Source organism: Arthrobacter sp. StoSoilB5 (assembly GCF_019977235.1).
Lineage (GTDB): Bacteria > Actinomycetota > Actinomycetes > Actinomycetales > Micrococcaceae > Arthrobacter.
Window position 1 is genome coordinate 1,262,198 of sequence record NZ_AP024646.1, and the last position, 19,909, is coordinate 1,282,106.

Consider the following 19,909-nt stretch of genomic DNA (forward strand, 5'->3'; position numbering starts at 1 on the left):
AACGCGTGCGTCACTCTTAAATCCATAGTTGGTCCTCCCTGAATAGATTCTTAGAACTGGGATGGCAGACCACGTTGATGAGCGGCGGGGCAGACGATGGACGGTGATATTGAGCTCGAAATTACCCATGGTTCTGGTGACTATTTGGTCCGCGTGATCACGTCGCCGTCAGGGGGCGAATCGTCCGGCAGGTTCGAGCTCGATGTGGACGGGGTTCTTGGCAGGCTGACCGAGCTGGAGGATAGGATTTTGGCCTCTGCCGTGTCTGCGCGCAGGACGATCCCGGCGGCAGAGAAACCCCTGCACGAGGTTGGAGAGCAGCTATTTAGGGCGATCTTCGCTGGTTCGGTTGGAGGGACGTACCGTTCCAGCCTGGGAGCCGCTCAGCATTCTGGGCGGCCGTTGCGGGTCGTTCTCAGGCTTGCCGCGCCCGAATTGGCTGCGTTGCCGTGGGAACTGCTCTTCGACCCGGATACGGGCTCCTACTTGTGCCAAGATATGCCCCTTCTTCGTCGGATCCCCGCTGTGGATTACAGTGTTCGCCCCCTCGACGTGATGGTTCCGCTGAGGATCCTAGGTGTTGTTTCAGCACCCTACGATTTGGCCGGGCTGGATGCAGATGCAGAAAGGCAACGACTAACTGACGCCGTAAGCGGACCCGTGGCCGCCGGACTAACGGATCTGGTCTGGGCTCCAGACGCCACCTGGCAGGCAATCCAGAACACATTGATGGAGGGTCCCTGGCATATCCTGCACTTTATCGGCCATGGAGACTACGACGTCCGGACCCAGGAAGGCCGCATTGCTCTCGAGTCAGTCCATGGGCGAACGAACATGGTTCCGGCTTCGAGGCTGATGCAACTCCTCCGTGAGGCGCAACCCACACCTCGTCTGGTCGTGTTGAATTCGTGCGCCTCAGGGGCGGCTGGGAGGGAGGACCTATTTTCCGGGACAGCTGCAGCGCTCGTGCGCGGGGGGATAAATGCGGTTGCCGCCATGCAGTTCACCGTTACTGACGACGCCGCGATCGCGTTCTCGCATGGTTTCTACAGTGCCATAGCCCATGGACGGGACGTTGACACGGCTGCAGGCAGTGGGCGGAGGGCCATACTAGGCCTTGGCTCGCTGGAATGGGTCACGCCTGTGTTGTATGTGCGCGGCGGATCCACACAACTATTCAACATTGGGGGGAAGCCCAGGAAAGTCCAGAGTCCTACAGAACAATTCCTCCAAAACGATCGAACACAATTAATCGAGTTGTACGATCGTGCAATTTCGAAGTTGTATCTGAAACAGTATGGGACGGCCGTCAGTCTCTTCGATCAACTGCTCACCTTGGACGCTGAATATCAAGATGCCGCGGGGCTGCGAGAGACTGCCCGGCGCAAGGCGTACCTTGAAGAAACTTACCGTAAGGCCCGTTCAGAGGAGGAGGCACGCCACTGGGCTGCAGCTGCGAGTAGCTATGCTCAGCTGCGAAACGAACCGGATTTCCCCGACGCCGGCGCACGCCTGGAAGCCTGCGAGCTAAAGCAAAAGGTCGCTAGCCTGGAAGCAGAAATCCGTCGATATGCGGCTGCCGAGGATTGGCGGGCAGTCCTAGCGTCGGACTCCGCACTGAGCGCTATCGATTCTGCCGCCGCCGACCCGGATGGGCTGGCGACATTGGCCCGAATTGCGCTGTTCGGCTATCAGTCCGGCAAGACCTACGACGCGCCGGATCAAGCTCCGCCCAGCACCGGCCAGGCTCCGACTCGTGATGTCCAGGCGGGCGTGCGAGATATTACTGATGTCTTCGAAACCGCTTCCGGTCGTGCTGTCGGCAATACGCCTGCACAGGCTGCTGTAACGCCTCATTCGGCAGAGCAAGCGGTCCAAAGCCGAAGCCCTGGCTCCGAGCTGTTGGTGGTGCGCCACAAAGGCGAGGTTCGTGCTGTTGCCTTCAGCCCCGACGGTGGCCGACTTGCCACTGGAGGCTGGGACAACATGGCTAGGGTCTGGGACTGTAACAACGGCAATGCCATCATGACAAAGGAAACCAAAGGGTTCCTCCGCGGAATGATCATGGCATTGGCATTTAGTCCAGACGGTTCGCGTGTGGCTGCCGGTGTCATGGGCAGCACGGCGTACGTTTGGGACGCGTCAAGGGGAAATGAGCTAATCAAAGTTCAGCATGCTGCAGTGATCAGCTCAGTTACAGCTGTGGCATTCAGCCCCGATGGTGCGCGGCTGGCCACAAGCTGCGAAGACAAGACAGTGCGGATCTGGAATGCCTCCACAGGAGCCTATCTATTCGAAATTAGCCATACGAAGGCGGTAAGGGCAGTTGCCTTCAGTCTGGATGGATACCGACTGGCCACTGGAAGTGATGACAGGGTGGCCCGTATCTGGAATTCGACAACAGGAGCTCAACTGCTGGAGGTCCGCCATGCACTGGCTGGCGTGACGGCAGTCGCGTTCAGCCCGGACGGGTCGATTTTGGCGACTGGCAGTGATGACAAGTCTGCCAGGGTCTGGGCAGCAGACAGTGGCAACCGCTTGCTAGAGGTGCGCCATGGGAAGCCCGTCAAAGCCGTCGCATTCAGCCCTGACGGGACCCGTTTGGCCACCGGAGGTGACGACAACGTCGCGCGGATTTGGAATGCCACCACTGGGGCGCAGCTCCTGGAGGTCCGACACGACAAGGCCGTAAGGGCGGTGGCGTTCAGCCCAGACGGCCGTCGCTTAGCCACCGGCGGCGCTGATTATGCTGCGCGAATCTGGATGATCTAGCGACGGCGAACACCAAGCCGATCCAACGCCCACTCCCAGCCAATCAGCTCCTGCTCCAGCCGCACTCGGTCTCCGTAGCTTCCTGCCTGCAAAGCTTCATAGACGCGAGCTTCCTCAGGTTTCAGCCGACTCAACACAGCACGTGAAGGTGAGGATTCCACGCTCCAAGCATCCCGATGCACCTGTAGCGTTTCTTCGTCCATCAGCACGCTCGATACATGCGGATGGACTGACCGCAATTGGTCCAGGATGCGGAAGCCATGGGTGTCCAGGTCACCCCAGTACAGAACCTCACAGTCCTGCAGCCACGCCGCATCCCGGAGAGATGAGAAGCCGTAGCCGGCGCCGAAGATTGCCAGCGTGGCTGGCCGATCCGGGAGGGCCAGGAAATTCACGAGGTTCTCGGTGATGATCACTGTGCTCACCGGAAGCCTGAGGGACTCGAACCCGGAAGCCGTCACCGTGATGTCCCGGGCGTCACCCAGCAAGGGGATCGACGAATCCAACACACGGAATCGGACTTGCTCCGGCTGATGGAGGAAACCGTGGCGCTCCGCGAACCGTGCAGCCCGTGTTCGGGCGGTCGGTCTTTCCAGCAAGGACTCATCGGCGACCGAAGCTTCCGCCACCTTAAGAAGCTCGTCAGGCGCCGCACCGGCGGGTTGTTCCGAGCCCTCCGCAGGCTCCACCACGGCGGTTATCTCATCAATTGTCCTGCGGTGTGTCTCGATGAACTTCGTGTGAACCCCAGGCAGGCTCAGCTGCCGCACATAAACACCGGGGGAGGGGTTGTCACGCAGCCATAGTGCCACTCGTGCAGCAGTCAACGCCGCGTCGCCCAACTCCAACAGTGCAAGTGGTCGCTTTAGCGCCCACGCCTTCAACAAGGGATCAAGAGCTAGAAGTGAAGACGCCAGGGCACGGAACCGTCGCAGCTCCCGCGCCTTACCAACAAACGCAACCTCGTCCTCCACCGAATCAAACACGGCCACGGCGGGAAGTTGGTTTGACCCGATGGTGGTGCGGCCGACGTCGACCGTTTCCAGGCTGTACGGCCCCACATCGGCGAAGAGCTCAGCAGCCCATTCGCGGGCGGCAGCATAATCGTCCCGCAGTTCCGTTGCGGAGGGCCGCTTCAACGCTCGACGCCGCGGATATACGTCAGTCGGCTCCAGAGCCTCCCGCAGGAGCTGGCCGCGGTCCCAAGCGGTAACAGACAGCGCCCGCAACCCTGCCAGAGTGGTCCAACGATGGGCAGGAGCAGACTTAGCCGGCACGCTTCTCCCGTTCCTCGCGGTACTCGGTGATGGTCATGTTACGAAGCTGGGAGTCGTTGCCGTTGGTGTTGGCGACGAAGCCCACGTGTGCCACAAACGGCTCAATGACGTTGATCTTCTGCAGCGGTGTGACGATCAGCAGTTGCAGTTTCATCCGCTGGAACAGCTCCATGCCGTACCGTGCCGACTCGTCAGAGCCACGCCCAAACGCCTCGTCAATCACCACAAAACGGAAGCTCCTCCCCTTGGCAGGACCACCTGCGCCGAGGCGCGAGGCGCTCTTCACGGAAGCCAACCCGAACTGGAACGCCAAGGCCGCCGCAAGGATCGTGTATGCGAGCTTCTCTTTCTGGCCGCCGGACTTGCCGCCCGAATCTGTGAAGTGCTCAAACTCCTCACCGGTCTCTGTCCACTTCTCCGATGCCGAGAACGTAAACCAGTTCCGCACGTCCGTCACCTTCGCCGTCCAGCGCTCGTCCAGGGTGGTGAAACCTTCACGGCCACGGAACCGCTCGATCAGCCGTTCCACCTGCAGGTACTTCTGCTCCGAGTACTGATCGTCATCACCGATGGTGCCCTCGGAGCAGGCCCGCAGGTCGATCCCGAACTGCCGCACATCCAAGTCCGTGGAGTTCTGATGCTCCAGTTGGACGTGCCTGCCCGGGTTGTACTCGATCTCCGCCAAGGACAGGTTGATCTCGCTGATCCGGTTCACGATGTCCTGCCGGCGGCTGTCCAGGAACGCGTTGAACGCCACCACCTCGTGGATGGTGTTCTGCGTCAGCGAGTCCTTGAAGCGCGCCTCGAACCGGGGTAGGTCATCTCGTTCCAGTTGCTCGAGGAGCCGGTTGAACTCCTCGGCAGCCTCCAGTGTCGCGTCAATGTCCGTGGTCTCGTTAGGATACTTGTTGCGGAAGTCCGCCATGAGCCGGACAGTGGAAGCAGCCGCCGTGGCGATCCGTTTGGTCAAGGCATCGATCGTCCCGGTCAGCCCCGAACGGACCGAACTCTCCGTCGAAACGGTATTCCGGTAGGTGAGGGACTTTTCACCGAGTGTCTCGGCAGTGAGCCGCGCTACGGCAGCCAGTACCTCGCCGTCGTCCGTTAGCGGTTGTTCCTGCAAGGTCAGGCGACATTCCTCGATCACCGTTGCGATGTCCCGGGCGTCCTTTTCGTTGGCCCCGAGCCGCTGCTGAACCTTGTCAGAGCGCTCCTGAAGCTTCTCGATCCTGGCAGCAACCTCGGACTCCTTGACCGTCAGCTGCTGCAACACGCTGCTCGCTTGCTGGAGTTGGAGCTTCTCATCCATGAGCTCTTGGACCCGGCGGGCAGTCACCTGCCAGCTGATCTCCGCAAACTCGGTCACAGACCCAACATTGCCCAGCAAGCGGTTCAGCCGGGCAGCGTCACCCAGCGACGCGTCCACCTTTGCCAGCTGCGTCCCGACGCTCCGATGCCTGCCGTCAACGTCGTCCCGCTCAGCCCGAATCCGCACGATCTTCTCGTGGTTGTCCCAGCCCAGGACAAATGTCCGCCGGTCTGTCAGGCCAGTGCGGTCGTCCTTCTCATGCCTTCCCCGCGATCCCTTCAACTGACCATTAACCGTCAGCGCCTTGGGATGCCGGCGGAAGTCCTCCATAGTGTCGCAGCAGACGTAATCGAACCGGGTGATGAGCTCATCCAGCAGGAAATCGCGGAACGGGGTGCCCTGTTTGATCGCGATCTTCGCACCCAGCGTCCCGGGCGCGGAAGGCCGTTGTGGGTACGAGTCGCCAATCCGCCGGTACACCAGCTTGCCCCTGAGGTCATTCGCGTCAACCCATGAACTCACCGCCGCATAGTGCTCAGCGGACACGAGCAGCTGGAGCGCAAAGCTCCTCAGCGTACGTTCAGCCGCGCCTTCCCACTCGGCCTCGCCGTCGCGGACGCGCAACAGCTCGGCAGCGTAGGGGAGCGCCGACTCGGCGATGCCGGTGCCCTCGCAAATACGACGCCGGAGCTCCAACTGCGGACGAGCCAGCAGCGTCTGCCGGGAGCCAAGGCTGGCCAGTTCGGCGTCGAGATCATCCCTGCGCGCTGCCAGCTCCCTGAGCTCCGAATGCAAAGCCGTTCGACGATCCTGCAACTCCGCGGCCCGGCCGGCAACGTCCTGCTCTACCTGGCTTAGGCGTTGCCGGTTAGCGTCGAACAGCACCCGGTCTTCGGGAGCGTTCAATCCAAGTTCGACGGCGGCACTTGTGTATTGCTCGAAGCGCTTGCGTTGCGCTTGGGACGCCTCTTCATGTTGCGCCACTTCAGCATCGATGGCAGCAAGCCGGCCGCCACCGCTGGTCCGGATGTCCTCTAGCACGATCGCGAGTTCGTGCCGCAGCCGGGCAATGTCCGAGGTCAGCTGCGTGCTGTCTTCGCGGAGCTTCTGTCCCGTCCGCTCGAGCTCGGCTTGATGTTCCAGGCTCAGCGTGAGTTGCTGGTCCGTGAACCATGGATGCAGCTGATCCCGTTGCTTGCGCGCTTGGTCTTCGGCCGCGCTGAGCTTCTGGTGCGTGGCAGCACCTTCGCGGATGGGCTTCAAGAGCTCGATCTGATCCTTCGCCCGGACCACGGCCTCGTGTGCTTTCTTGAGATCGTCAAAGTGGCCGATCAGCTTGCTGATCCTTGCTTCGACGTCATCGTCTTCCAGCATGTTGGTCCGGACGAAATGGGTGATGTTCTCCACTTGCTTCATCGAGACGGTGCGGTGGAACAGCTCCATCGCCTGATTGCCGCTGATGCCAAAGTGTCGCTTGAACGCCGCCGCATACGGATCGAAGGTGTCGTGGACCGTAACGCCCTCCGCTCGCAGCTTTTTCTTCAGCTTGGCGGGATCCTGACCGAAGTTGGAGAAATCGTTCGCGATCGATTGCTCCTTCTCGGCCAATGAGTAGAACCGCGTTGGCTGCCCGGCTTCCTGCATGGTCCACAAGGTGATGGCCAGCGTCACGGTCTTGTTGAGCACCGCGTTGTGGAAGACGCCGAGGACCACTGATAGCGCGCCCGGTGCCCGTAACGCCACGGGTTTGGAGTACTCGCCGCCAGTGCTCCGCGTGCTCTTGTGGAAGCCCCTGACGTAGGACATCAGCGTGCGTTCCCGCTTCTGCGCGCCGGCGGCCTTGTTGTACTCGATCCGGTTGGCAGGCAAAAGCAGGGTAGTGATCGCGTCCACGACGGTCGACTTCCCGGAGCCGATGTCGCCGGTCAGCAGGCTGTTGGCGCCATCCAAACGGAACGTCCGCACGCCGCCGTGGAATGTGCCCCAGTTGAGCAGCTCCAAACGCTGGAGTCGGAACCCGGGCGGCAGGCCGCCGTCGTCCGCATTTTCTGTGGTGTCGTCGATGCTGAACAGCGTGTCCTGAACGTCAGTGGTCATGGTCATTTGCTTCCGGTGAGGGAGTCACGGTAGTCAGCCAGCCGCGCGTCGAACTCTTCCAGCCACTGCGCGTCAACGTAGGCCTTCAAAATGCGCATCACCTCATACGCTTCCGTTTCGCCCTTGAGTCTCCGGAGGAAACCAAGCTCCAGCACTTTCTTGATGTTGGTCCCCAGCCTGTCCAGGATCCGGGCCTCATTGCTGGACTCGGGCAGGAAAACAGAGACCATATCCTTTATTTCCGCCTCCGACATGATGAGGCGGAGCTCGCTGCTGTTGGTATCGAATTCAAGCATCCGCTTCCGGAGGAGGGCGAGCAGCAGGCTGACATCGAACGTGAGTTGCCTCCGGGGGATGAGCCGGGGGAGCATTCCTCCAGGATCCTCACGCGACTTCAGGAAGGCGTAGCCCTCCGACTCGTCAAGGATCAGGTTGAGCCCAAGCACCGCAACGTAATCCCGCACTTGGGACGTGAGCGTTATCAGCGATTGCCAGATCTTCTGATCGTTCTCCGCGTACACCACGCCCTTAAAGAGCCTGGTCACGACGGCGGGCAGTTCCTCGGGGGTGCTTGCTGTTTCGATTGTCACGCCGGCCTCACGAAGATGATCTGGTCCATGGTTGCCTCCTTTAGCGTGCCATCCGGGAGCTGCCATTGGAGGTCCTGGGTTGCATCTGGGTCGATTGTGGCCCAGTCCGATTCGACCGCCAGCTGATAATACTGCACCAGTTCAGCGAGCCCCTGGGTCAGCGGGTGTGCTGCGGTGATGTCCGCGAGCGTTGCCTGGTCCGCGTGTTCAAGAACATCGTCGATGTTGGACTTCAGGCGCTCCCTGTCCACGTGGAATTGGCTGAACAGCGCGCTCGCATCCAGGTCCTGGTCGTCAGCGGTGACCACCTCGTCCATCACCATCACGCGGCTTCCGGGCTCGTAAAGCGGCCGCTCGAACGGCAACGCGACGTCGACGGACGGTGCATCGATTTCCATAATAACGCTCGACGGTGGGTGGTCCCGGGTGTCCAGTGCAGTCGCCTCAACCCTTCGAATAAGTTGCATGATGCGTTTATTCTCCAGGAAGACTTTGTCGTCCAAGAGCCTGCGCATCTGCTGGGAGAGCTGCCTCACTGTGCTCTGTGTCTGTTCAACGGCCGGCAACCAGTCCTGGTGGAGATTGGTGATTGTGTGGAGGTTGTCTGCCTGCGCCAACGCCTCGATCTGAGTGGCTCGCTGGAGGAGATCGTTCAGCTCGTTCCGCAACTGGGGTGACATGAGGTAGTCCCAGAAGCCCTGGAACGTGCGGCCTTGGAGGGAACTGCCAATGTCCTGCTGGTTGGCGAAGATCGTGTCCAGCAGTTCGCCTTGGCTGCCGTCCCACGTAGCGATCTGCTCGCGGACTTGGCGGTCCAGTTTCCGGAAGTTCTGTTCGACCTCGCGGAAATCGGAGAGCAAGTCCTTGGCCAACGCCGTGAGCTGCTGGAAATGGTCCAGAGCCTCGGGGCCGCTCATGACCTTGACGTCGCCCGCCCGGATCCGTTGCATCTCCTTGTCTATCTGGTCCCTTTGCTGCTGCAGTTCGGCAAGCCGCACTTCCGGGTCGGTCTCCGATTGCTGGACTAAGGTTTTCAGGACAGCGAAGATGCTGGTTAGCCTGGATTGCGTGGCTACGAACTCACGGCCCCTGAGGCTCTCCACCCACCTGACGACGTCCTCCGCCGCGGCAGTCAGATCGTAATGCGGCTCATCCTCACCCGGAACGTAGTACTTGCGAAGCCAAGCGCGCTCCGGAGCAGCCCAGTCGTCCAGATACTCTGACGCGCTGCGAGGGAACCTGTCCTCGCCGAAGGATTCCCGGACGCCGAACAAGACGTCGTCCAAAGTATCGATCAGTTGCTGGCGGCCAACGTTGCGCTGATTAGGGTCCGTGAAGGCGGCCATGAAGAAGTGCAGGGCCAGCGGGGCGTTTTGGGCGCGAAGGAGGGACCAGCCCGCGTGGTTCTCACGCAGAGTATTTATGGCGTAGAAGTCCACAGGATCCCTAAGTCTTCGAGTTTCGTACCGGCTGCTGCCAGACGGTCTTGACTCACAGGCTAAGCCAACACCGCGACAATTTTCTTGGTCAGTCCGGCCATCGGATTGATTAATCTGACGTCGCACTAGCTATCTGCTCAGATCTATGTAAACTTGACGGTGTTGTTGTGTTTGGCATTTGGTAGTTCAGGCAGTCCCCGCGATCCATCTGGATCGCGACCTTCTGAAGTAACGGTGGAGAACACCCCACACCGGAGACCCGAAAGTCGGGAGAATCTCCACCTTCAGTAAGGACTGAAAAAATGGCTACAGGTACCGTGAAATGGTTCAACTCCGAAAAGGGCTTCGGCTTCATCTCTCCTGAGGATGGCAGCCAGGACGTTTTCGCTCACTACTCTGCGATCAACTCCTCGGGCTACCGCTCCCTCGAAGAGAACCAGAAGGTTTCCTTCGACGTCGAGCAGGGCCCCAAGGGTCCCCAGGCAGTAAACATCCAGGCTATCTAGTCTTCGGATAAACGAAAAACAGGGCCGGTCATGGACCGGCCCTGTTTTTTCTTGTCGTTGTAGTCGAACATATATACGAGTTGTTGTTGGTTTCTTAGAACACATATCCACATAGCGAATTACACCCCTGTAACTCACCTTCGAACGTCCGTAGCGTGGTTGGTAATCCACTACGAAACCGAGGGCCTCTCATGGACGAACAGACTGCAGACGACTCCTTTCCACACGCTCTGGCACGGCACGCGCACCACCTAGACCACCACCGCGAGCACCTATTTTTGCCCAAATCACCACCTAGAACGGCGTTAAACGGCCTGTGCAAGGCTGTTTTGCCACCTAGTCCCGTTTCCGAGATCTAACCTGCGAAGTGAGCCGCATGTCGGTCATCCACAGAAACAGAAGGTTGGATCGAGTGTTCGATTCTGAGGTTCAGCGCATCCTCGATTTCGTTGGCCGCGGCATAGGCGTGCGGATTATTGGGGCACCCGGAAGCGGCAGGACCACGGTGGTGCGAAACGTGGTGGCCAACTTGGAAAAAACCGGGATGGCTACCCACTTCATCAGCGGCCTGCGCACGCATCGCTCCATTCCTTACTCCGCCATTAAGAGCCTGGGGTTGGAGCTTCGGCCCGGCCGCAGTGGAGTCATGGACATCGCGGATGCGCTCTCAAGCCAGTTGTCCAAGCCCGGAAAGCACGTGCTGGTAGTTGACGACATCCATCTGGTGGACAACGAATCGCTGGCAGTCCTGGAATCGGTTCGGCGAAGGTCCGACTGTCCGCTGATCGTTACGGCTCCGGACAACGGCTCGTTCTCACGGGGGCAACTGGCCGTCATGAACAGTGGCCGCGAAGCCTTGATGCAACTGGACCCCCTCCACTATGAGCAGGTACACACCTTGGTGGCTCAGGTCTTGGGGGCTCCTGCAGACGCGGATACAACCGCGCGAATCCTGACAAAGTCCGGCGGAAACCCTCGACTCATTGTCCGGATCACGGAGACTGCTGCCTTAAGCGAGCTGCTGGTCATGCGTGGCCGGCAGTGGCAGATGACAGGTGACACCCTCTGGAACGACCATCTGAGAGGAACTCTGGAGGCACTCCTTGCGGACCTGGCCACGGAAGAAATCACTGCCCTGCACACCATGGCAATCCTTGGCACAGCCCGCGTAGACGTTCTGCAAAAAGTGGTGCAGCCCGACGTGTTGGAAGGCCTTGAACGGCGGGGATTCCTGTCGGTTATGGACGATCACCACAATGGGCCGATCGCCGCTATAAGTCCGCCCGTCATCGCCGATTATTTCAGGGGCCAGAAGACGCTCAGGGACCGGCATCTCCTCCGGAACAAGATCGCTGGAGCACTTGAGACTGTGCCTCAAAGTGCGCAGGGCAATTCAACCACTGCCGACTGCTTATCCCGGGTGCTCGCATCCTTGCGGCTTGAGAAAGGAAACGACGACGCCGTAACGGCCCGGCATTTTCACGATCACAGTGCCGCTCGCGAACGCACGCGCTATGAACGATGGCAAGCGAACAAATCGGCAACCAACGCCGCAGCTCTGCTCAGGGTCTACTGGGGAGCGCCCGTGGACGTCATGCGTGCCACTCGCGTCTGCCGGGAGACGTCCACTCTCAACGGCGACCCGACTGACGTTCTCTTTCTCACGATCACCAAGGCGTTCCTTGCAATCTACTCAGGGCAAGGCGTGAGTACGGCAGTGGACATCCTGAAAGGATTCGCTGAGCACAACCCCGAACAGGCTTCTACTGCCGAGGCCGCGATCCTCTTTATCAACGCCTCGCACGGCCGGATCCCGCCGAGAACGGAGCCTTCTGCCGGGGGCTCTGAGCACGATCCGCCCGGTTTGGAGGGACTCGTCCAAAGCTTGCTTGAGCTGTATCGCTTTCGGCCGGGTACGGTTCTCAGCGTGACCGAGAAGGCTGAGGATGACGACGCCTTCCCCCACCTCCGTCCGTTCCTTCACGGGTTCGCGCTCTTTGCAGCAGGCAGGATTGAGGACTCCTTGGTCTTCGCGCTGGATTGGCGTGCCGAGGCCCGCCGAAACCTCGATCAATTCGGTGTGGTGGCCAGTAGCTATGTTGCAGCGCACGGCCTGCTGTACCGCGGGTACTTCGAAGAAGCCGAATACCTCATGAGTAGTGTCTTTGCCATGGGCCGGCCCGGCTTCGTCGTCGATGTCCTTTATGACGCGATGCTGCGGCTCGCCGGCCTACGGCACGCGACGACGGCCATCTCACCGGCGTTGTCCATCGCCTCGCAGGCGCGGAGTGAGGTGCCTGATGTTGGCCCATTGCCCGGCATCGGCAAGGGTGTACATGAGCTCGTTGCCGCAGAGACTACCCAACCCTCAGTTTTTGATCGGCGGGCAGTAAAGCTCATCAAACGCCAGATGAAGAGTGGCTACATCCTGGAAGCAACAATGACGGCGCTGCTCTGCACATGCCTGTGTCCCGGAGGACCAGTTCTTGATATCCTCCGCAAGATCCTGCGGGACAGTGGGGTAACGGCTCATGACCAGATGATGGCCGTTGCCAGCGCGGTTGTGGAAGGCGATCACAAGCTGCTCGGTCTCCTCCTGAAGCACTACGAACTGGACGCCGACAACTATCAGATCGGCATGCTGCTTCGAGGTGCCCTCAAGCGTCACGTTCTGGAGGGGAACACGGCAGCGGCCGAGGCCATGGCCGAAGCTTCGTCTTTGTTCGCGGCAAGGTTCCCGTCAACCAACGAGCAGCTATCCTTCAACACTTTCAGGACTACGCCCCTCACGGAACGCGAAATTGAGGTTGCCGCGTTGGCGGGACATCGCTCGAACGTTGAGATTGCTGAACATCTGGGGATCAGCGCGAGAACAGTGGAAAACCATATTTCCAACGCACTGCGAAAGACCGGCGCAACCTCGCGTAACGGCCTCTTCATCCTCGTGGGCAATTCAATGGCGGCGCGCTGACTCACGTTAGGCTGAACGTATCTTCCAGTACGAGTCCGCCGGTGACACCGGCAGAGCTCAGACCTTAATGCGTGAAGGGTTCTCGTGAGCAATTCCCCGGCCTTGGCCCGCCGCCTCGGCACCTTCGATGCTTCCCTCATCGGCTTAGGCTCCATGATCGGTGCCGGCGTCTTCGCGGCGTTCACACCAGCCGCTGCGGCAGCAGGATCCGGACTGCTGATTGGTTTGATTGTCGCGGCCTTCGTGGCCTTCTGCAATGCGACGTCTTCCGCACAACTCGCTGCCAGGTACCCCACCTCCGGCGGAACATACGTCTACGGACGTGAGCGGCTTGGGCCCTGGTACGGCTTCCTGGCTGGGTGGGGATTCGTGATCGGCAAGACGGCCAGCGCTGCAGCCATGGCCATGACCTTCGCAGCCTATGCCGCGCCGGCGGGCTGGGAACGCCCGGTGGCGATTGCCGCCGTCGTAATTTTGACCGCTGTGAACTATCACGGAGTAACCCGCACCGCGGGACTTACGCGAATCCTGGTGATCGCCGTCCTGACCGCTCTGGCGATAGCAGTGGCCGCCGTTTGGGGTGGTTCCGGACCTGACTTCAGCAATTTTGTGGGGGAGGGGCTGCTGGCGCACGGCTGGTACGGCATACTGCAGTCGGCTGGGCTGCTTTTCTTTGCCTTCGCCGGCTACGCGAGGATCGCCACGATGGGGGAGGAAGTTCGAGAGCCCCGCCGCACCATACCCCGGGCCATCAGCATCGCCCTGGGAATTACGATCGTCATCTATGCCATGATCGCTGTCACGCTGTTAGCGACCCTGGGACCCGACGGCGTTTCCGGAACGCCGACACCCCTCGCGGACGCCGTCGACGCCGGTGCGATGTCCTGGGCAGCTCCCATCGTTCGGATCGGAGCGGCAGTGGCCTCGCTGGGTGCCCTCCTCGCGCTGATTGCAGGGCTGGGCCGGACGAGCCTTGCGATGGCACGCGAGCACGACCTCCCGCACTGGCTCGCTGCCGTCCATCCGCGGTACAAGGTTCCACACCGGGCCGAAACAACGCTGGCCGTAGTGATTTCCCTGATCATTGCCGTGGCTGACCTTCGTGGTGCAATCGGCTTCTCGTCGTTCGGCGTGCTGCTTTATTACTTGGTCGCAAATATCGCGGCCTTCACTCAGCCCGCCGAGGACCGCCGGTACCCGAAGGCCCTGCAAGTGGCTGGAGCTGTTGCTTGTGTGGCATTGGTTGCGACGCTGCCGCCGCTGTCCGTCGGGCTGGGTGTGCTGATGTTTGTGGTGGGCATCGTGTTCCGGTTGGTCCGTTTGCGCCGAAGTCCTCGATAAGCCCTCGGCAAGCCGGCTGGGCACGACTCCACCTGGGGGTTCTTAGGTGGAGCCGTGCCGTCGTGCCTCCTTCGCCTAGGACGAGTGGGGTTCCCGCCGGACACCGGGTTTCTCGTCCCGAAGGCACAAAAGCAGACTATGGCCGGAAATCGGGACTAGGTGTTCTTTCGTTCGCTCTAGGTATCCAAAGGCGAGCAAATCATGGCTTTTTGGGTTCGCTTCACGCAAAAATGAGTGTTTGCTGGGACGGACTAGGTGGTGAGCCGCCCAGCTCATCGACGCGTGCTCGTCGACGAACACCTCGCCGTCCACTACCTCCGCGATGCGCAACTGGATGGGTTCATCCCCGGGTGGCGTCATGAGGGTCTGCGAGCCCACCGCGAATGGGCCATTGATCTCTACTGGTTCAGTGGCTACTACTCACAACCGATTCCGTCGTGGTCGTTGTCCAAGCCGTAGATGTCAGAACCAACCACCGTCACTGGGCCTCTCACGTAGGCCGGTCCGTTGCCTTTACCTCCGGCACAGTCGACGTCGGACGCAACAGGTACGCAGGCACCGGCGTAGTTCGGGTCGCACCCACTTTGAGCGGCGGGGGCAGGCTTCGCAGCCGCAGCGGCAGCAGCGGCCTGATCTGCGGCGGCTTTGGCAGCGGCCGCTTGGTCGGCGGCAAGTTTGTCTGCGGCAGCCTTGTCAGCCGCTGCCTTGTCCGCTGCCACTTTCGCGGCTGCGTCCGCTGCCGCCTTCTCTGCCGCGGCTTTTGCCGCGGCGTCCGCAGCGCGTTGATCAGAAAGCTTCACTGCTGTTGCAGAGTCCAGCCAGGCGAGTTTTCCCGATTGATCGACTGTGCAAATGTACGTTTCGCCCGCCGCTACTTGGGTGTTCTTCTCTGTGGTGCAGGCTTTCCCGGCTATCTTGCTTGGCGTTGGAGTAGGCGTAGGCGACGCAGTTGCGGACGTCGATTCCGTGGTGCTGCTCACCGATCCAGCAGCTCCCATTGACCCCGAACCGCAACCGGTCAGCAAAATCATCAGTGATCCGATGGCTGTGATTCCCAGAGCTTTACCGCGAAAACCCCGTGCCGATTTGCCGCCGAAAAGCGAGTGTTTTCCGGCGCGCGAAAGTTGTGTGTGCAATGTGTTGCCCCCTTAGAGTGCGCCCATGCGAAAGGCGCGTGGTGCGACAGTAACACCGGTCACACGGGCCCCAACAGGAGAAGTCTTCTATGACTTAGCGCACGGATTGGGGGCTGCTTCTAGCCGACCTCCTCGTTGTTTTCGCGGTAGTCGTCTTCCTCGTCGAAGGAGGGCGCGAGTGCCTGCTCGATATAGTCTCCTTCCGCGGCCTCTGCTTCAGACATGCCAGCGAGTCGTGTAAACGCTGAACCGCCGGGAAGCACGTCTGTCCGCTGCTCCAGAACATCGGCCTCAGGGGCGTCATCAGGTAGCGGTTTCATGAGCTCAGACTCTTCAGAGCCCTCGGGTAGGACGGGCGTCTGCTGCTCAACAGCGTCTGCTTCAGGTACTTCACGCGGCGCTTCTGGCTTTTGTCCGATGTTCATCGTTTTCCTCCTTCTCGCTAACGGACTCGCTAATAGACCTGCACGGCTCCTAACCTGAGCCCAACAACCACGATTGGTCCGTTTGCGTTTCCTTCGGGTGCCGGCGCAGTTTCCGGATCAGCAACTCCAGTGGCCACACCAACACCCGAAGTGCCCCTGCCACCAGCAACAGAATCACAAAGAGCACTATGGCTGGCAGACAAAACACAAACACCGTGATTGCAGTTATGAGATAACCGACGATATAAGCCGTTATCACTCCCGTGTCCACGGTGAGCTCCCGAAGATTGAATTACCAATAGAGGGTCTTGCCCGGTGTCGGCACCGGGCTACGGTTTAACGGGTTTCGGTGGGGCGGATCTACACAAATAAAATACGCCCAACACGCATCGTTGTTAAGACGCCCTTGGCCTTGATGGAACCTCCCTGCACGGCCTCTGCTGAGGAACGAAAAGTCATCGCTCCACCAGTGCCTTGGACGCTTCCGAAGGGTTCTCGCTTTCGAAGACAGGGCCAGCAGACGGCCGCTTCGCCCGGCGTTCCTCTACGGAACCGTGGGGTCGCAGCTGCTTGAACACCCAAGGGAAAAAGTATGCCCTTGCCCACGCGAGGTCACCGGCCCTGGCTTGACGCCAGCTGCTTTCCGGCAGCTCTTTGGGTTCAAACGGCCGCAGCGTATGCGGGACATTGAGGGTATCCAGTACTGCCATGGCAACCGTGTGATGACCCAGCGGGGAGAGGTGCAGCCGGTCAGGGTCCCACATACTTGGGTCCTTGAGTTGCCTCAGGGCCCAGAGATCTGTGATGAATGTGCCGTGACGGGCAGCAATAGCGTGAACGTTCTCGTTAAAGATGGCCACTTTGCCGCGGTTGCGTCCCAGTATCGGGGTGGATCCCCAGTCGGGTCCCGTAAACAAAACAATCTTCGCGCCCGTCTCAGCCAAAAGGCTCACTCCGGTCTCAAGTTTGCTGGCAAGCTTGTCCGGATCGCTGCCGTGGAACACCATATCGTTCCCGCCGGCAGACAACGTGATCAGGTCAGGCTTCAGGGTCAGTGCCTGACCGATCTGCTGGTCGAGGATCTGCTGCAGCAGCAACCCACGCACGGCAAGGTTGGCATAGGCAAGATCCGGGTGGTCGGCTGCGAGTTCTTCGGCAACGCGGTCAGCCCAGCCGCGCAGCCCTCCGGCGCTTCCTGGTTCCGGATCCCCAATCCCTTCGGTAAAGGAATCCCCAAGCGCCACATATCTGCTCCAAGGGTGCGAGCGGTCCTTGGTATTCTGCTCAGCACCCGCTTTGAGATCAACAAGGCCTCTGGTGATAACCCGGCCACGCCACCTCATTGCCCTACCTCCTTGTAAGGAAAAAGGTTTCTTACATTGTGGATAACGGCGGTACTTGTCGTGATGTTCCCGGGAGTTCGAGCCGGCTAGAGGAACATTTCCTCCGCCACCACCGCCGCTCCGGTCCCTAACCCGCGGACGGTCCATCCCGCGCTTCGCCAAGCCTCAGCGTCCAGCACGTTCCGAGCGTCCAGCACCATCCGCCGTCGTACGAGCGAGCCCGCAAACGACGGCGAAAGGGAGACGTATTCGTCCCATTCAGTGAGCAGAAGCACCAGCTCAGCGCCCTCAAGGGCGCGCTTGGTGGATGCCTCGAAACGGATCTGCGGGTAGCGGATCCAAGCGTTGTTGATGGCTTTGGGGTCGGTGACGGTCACGTGCGCACCGGCAGAAGCGAGCTGCTGGGCAACATCAAGGGCGGGTGAGTCGCGGATGTCGTCGGTGTCTGGCTTGAACGCAGCACCGAGGATCGTCACCGTTCTGCCGGACAGGAAACCTCGGCACATTTCCCGTGCCACATCCACGGCGCGGGTGCGCTGGTCCAGGTTGATGGTGTCCACCAATTCCATCCATCGGTCCACGGACGGGACGTCGAGTTCGCGTGCCTGGGCTCGGAAGGATCGGATGTCCTTGGGCAGGCAGCCGCCGCCGAACCCGAGTCCCGCATGCAGGTAACGGTTCCCGATACGCGGGTCCAGGCCCATGGCTTCACTGAGTTCGCTTACGTCGGCACTCGAGGCGTCACAGAGCTCTGCCATTGCGTTGATGAAGCTGACCTTCGTGGCCAGGAAAGCGTTCGACGCCGACTTGATCAGCTCCGCGGTGGCAAAGTTGCAAACCAAACGGGGGATGCCGGCGCTGATCAGGGGCTCGTACACGGCATCCAGAACGGCGGTCACGGGAGCGCCGGCTGCGGCGCCCTTCCCGCCGGGGACGCCGTAAACCAGACGATCGGGGACCAACGAATCCTTGACGGCCGTGCCCTGGCGCAGGAACTCAGGGTTCCAGCCGAGCAGGACGTCCGAGCGGCGGGCCAGGACCGCGCGCAGCGTCTCCACGGTGCCTACCGGCACGGTGGACTTACCCACGACGGCGGCACTCTTGGCCAAGTGGGGGAGGAGGCTCTTCGTGGCGCTCATCAGATGAGAAAGATCGGCCGTGTCAGAGGTCTTGGACTGCGGTGTGCCCACGCAGAGGAAATGGACTTTGGCGTCGGCTGCCGCTGAGAAGTCAGTGGTGAACTTCAGACGGCCCGTGGTGCGGCCGTCGCTGAGCAGTTCGTCCAGGCCGGGCTCGTGGAAGGGGGCCAGCGCTTTGTTGAGCTGCTCAACCTTGTGGGAATCGACGTCGATGCCCACCACAGTGTGGCCCATGGACGCGAGCGTTGCGGCGTGGACTGCGCCGAGGTAGCCGCAGCCGATCACGGAGATCTTCATGAGGAGGGTCCTTTGCTTGAGGTCAGTTCAGTGGGGCCGGCTTCGCTGGGAATGCCGGCGACGACTTCGATGTAATGCCGCACCAAGTCCGCGCTGAGCACGGGCCACGTCCGGCCCTGGACCGAAGCAGTTGCTGCCGCTGCGAACGCGCGCCGCTTGGCGTCGTCGCCCATCAGGTCCTGCACGTAGTCTCGAAGTTGGGTGAGGTTTCCCGGCTCGTACAACCAACCCGTTCGGGAGTTTTCTACGAGGTCCAAGGGGCCGCCGCGGCCGGTCGCGACCACAGGAACGCCCGATGCCATGGCTTCCTGAATGGTCTGGCAGAACGTCTCGAACTCGCCGGGATGGACGAAGAGATCGAAGGAAGCAACGGCCTGCGCCAATGAATCCCCGCCGAGGAAGCCGGTGAAAACCGCGTTCGGCAGCGCCGTTTGGAGTGCTTCCCGTTGTGGGCCATCACCAACAATCACGAGGTTCGTATCCGGCAGGTCCGCCAGCACGGCAAGATCTTCCACCTGTTTCTCCACGGCGAGGCGGCCGACGTAGCCGATGATCCGCTCGCCGCCGGGCGCTACCGAGCTGCGCCACGCCGTCGAGCGTTTTGCGGGGTTGAAGCGCGCGGTGTCTACACCCCGACGCCACATATCAACGCGCAGGATGCCGCGTCCGCGCAACTGGTTCAGCGCGAACGTAGACGGCACAAGGGTTCGGGTGGCCAGAAGGTGGATGTTGTCCACGCGGTTCCACGCCCAGTTCTCCAGGAACGGCACGCCATAGCGGGCGGCGTAACTGGGAACTTCGGTTTGGTAGATCGCAACCGTCGGTATGCCGAGTTGATCGGCTGCCTGCACTGCGCGCCAGCCGAGGACGAACGGGGAGGCGAGATGAACGACGTCGGGGGCGAAATCGGCAAGGATTCGCTTGACCCGATTCACACCACCCAACGCAACCCGCACATTCGTGTAACCGGCCAGCGGCACTGAGGGAAGCCGGTGCACATACGCACCCTTGACGACGCTCGAAACATCAGTGTCCGACGTCGACGGCGCGATCACCATCACCTCATCCCCGCGCTCCTGCAGATGCTCCAGCACCCGCAGTATCGAGTGGGTTACCCCATTCATCAGTGGCAGGAATGATTCGGCGACGATTGCGATCCTCACGCTTTCAACGGTGGTCGGGACGGTTGGCCTTGTGGGTTCGAACGGGTGGCCTGTGGAGGAAGAGTTGGTTAACAGGAGGGGCTTCTGTTGTCGGAGCCGCCCGG

Annotated in this window: 14 protein-coding genes; 5 read left to right on the forward strand and 9 right to left on the reverse strand. The window is 60.8% G+C overall.

The genetic code is table 11. The features are described 5' to 3' along the window. Positions 1-1,143: 1,143 nt before the first annotated feature. Positions 1,144-2,772 carry a WD40 repeat domain-containing protein gene (locus LDN75_RS05850; protein WP_223937499.1) on the forward strand — a complete coding sequence of 543 codons (1,629 nt, stop codon included), beginning with the start codon at positions 1,144-1,146 and terminating at the stop codon, positions 2,770-2,772. Here the strand turns inward: LDN75_RS05850 and LDN75_RS05855 are convergent. The 4 genes from LDN75_RS05855 to LDN75_RS05870 are packed head-to-tail and all read right to left on the reverse strand — an operon-like array spanning position 2,769 to position 9,484. Beyond that, positions 2,769-4,049 carry a DUF3322 and DUF2220 domain-containing protein gene (locus LDN75_RS05855; protein ID WP_223936217.1) on the reverse strand — a complete coding sequence of 427 codons (1,281 nt, stop codon included), beginning with the start codon at positions 4,047-4,049 and terminating at the stop codon, positions 2,769-2,771. The genes LDN75_RS05850 and LDN75_RS05855 overlap by 4 nt on opposite strands. After that, positions 4,039-7,455: an ATP-binding protein gene (locus LDN75_RS05860; RefSeq protein ID WP_223936218.1), complete on the reverse strand. Its 3,417-nt coding sequence runs from the start codon at positions 7,453-7,455 to the stop codon at positions 4,039-4,041. The genes LDN75_RS05855 and LDN75_RS05860 overlap by 11 nt, the downstream gene beginning before the upstream one ends. Before the next feature lie 2 nt (positions 7,456-7,457). After that, positions 7,458-8,045, reverse strand: a complete 588-nt coding sequence (locus tag LDN75_RS05865) for a DUF4194 domain-containing protein (RefSeq protein ID WP_223936219.1) — start codon at positions 8,043-8,045, stop codon at positions 7,458-7,460. Continuing rightward, a complete protein-coding gene (locus tag LDN75_RS05870; protein ID WP_223936220.1) occupies positions 8,042-9,484 on the reverse strand; it encodes a DUF3375 domain-containing protein in 1,443 nt (480 codons plus the stop codon). The genes LDN75_RS05865 and LDN75_RS05870 overlap by 4 nt, the downstream gene beginning before the upstream one ends. A gap of 302 nt (positions 9,485-9,786) precedes the next feature. Between LDN75_RS05870 and LDN75_RS05875 the strand changes: the two genes are divergently transcribed. From LDN75_RS05875 to LDN75_RS05890, 4 genes are all read left to right on the forward strand, one after another. Further along, positions 9,787-9,990 (forward strand): cold-shock protein, encoded by a 204-nt coding sequence (locus LDN75_RS05875; RefSeq protein ID WP_011773907.1) that lies wholly within the window; start codon positions 9,787-9,789, stop codon positions 9,988-9,990. 412 nt (positions 9,991-10,402) lie between these two features. Next, positions 10,403-12,961: a LuxR C-terminal-related transcriptional regulator gene (locus tag LDN75_RS05880; protein ID WP_223936221.1), complete on the forward strand. Its 2,559-nt coding sequence runs from the start codon at positions 10,403-10,405 to the stop codon at positions 12,959-12,961. Positions 12,962-13,045: 84 nt separating this feature from the next. Beyond that, positions 13,046-14,302, forward strand: coding sequence for an APC family permease (locus LDN75_RS05885; RefSeq protein WP_223936222.1), 1,257 nt, complete (start codon positions 13,046-13,048; stop codon positions 14,300-14,302). 258 nt (positions 14,303-14,560) lie between these two features. After that, the gene (locus LDN75_RS05890; protein WP_223936223.1) at positions 14,561-14,761 is read left to right on the forward strand and encodes a hypothetical protein; all 201 of its coding nucleotides are present in this window, start codon (positions 14,561-14,563) and stop codon (positions 14,759-14,761) included. Here the strand turns inward: LDN75_RS05890 and LDN75_RS05895 are convergent. The 5 genes from LDN75_RS05895 to LDN75_RS05915 form a co-directional block, all read right to left on the reverse strand. Then, positions 14,719-15,333, reverse strand: coding sequence for a hypothetical protein (locus tag LDN75_RS05895; RefSeq protein ID WP_223936224.1), 615 nt, complete (start codon positions 15,331-15,333; stop codon positions 14,719-14,721). The genes LDN75_RS05890 and LDN75_RS05895 overlap by 43 nt on opposite strands. Positions 15,334-15,557: 224 nt before the next feature. After that, positions 15,558-15,863: a hypothetical protein gene (locus LDN75_RS05900; protein WP_223936225.1), complete on the reverse strand. Its 306-nt coding sequence runs from the start codon at positions 15,861-15,863 to the stop codon at positions 15,558-15,560. Positions 15,864-16,318: 455 nt separating this feature from the next. Beyond that, a complete protein-coding gene (locus tag LDN75_RS05905) occupies positions 16,319-17,206 on the reverse strand; it encodes an SGNH/GDSL hydrolase family protein (protein WP_223936226.1) in 888 nt (295 codons plus the stop codon). Between the two features lie 86 nt (positions 17,207-17,292). Next, a complete protein-coding gene (locus tag LDN75_RS05910; protein WP_223936227.1) occupies positions 17,293-18,642 on the reverse strand; it encodes a UDP-glucose/GDP-mannose dehydrogenase family protein in 1,350 nt (449 codons plus the stop codon). Beyond that, on the reverse strand, positions 18,639-19,805 hold the full coding sequence (locus tag LDN75_RS05915) for a glycosyltransferase family 1 protein (RefSeq protein WP_223936228.1): 1,167 nt from the start codon (positions 19,803-19,805) through the stop codon (positions 18,639-18,641). Before LDN75_RS05915 ends, LDN75_RS05910 begins: the two co-directional genes overlap by 4 nt. Positions 19,806-19,909 lie beyond the last annotated feature (104 nt).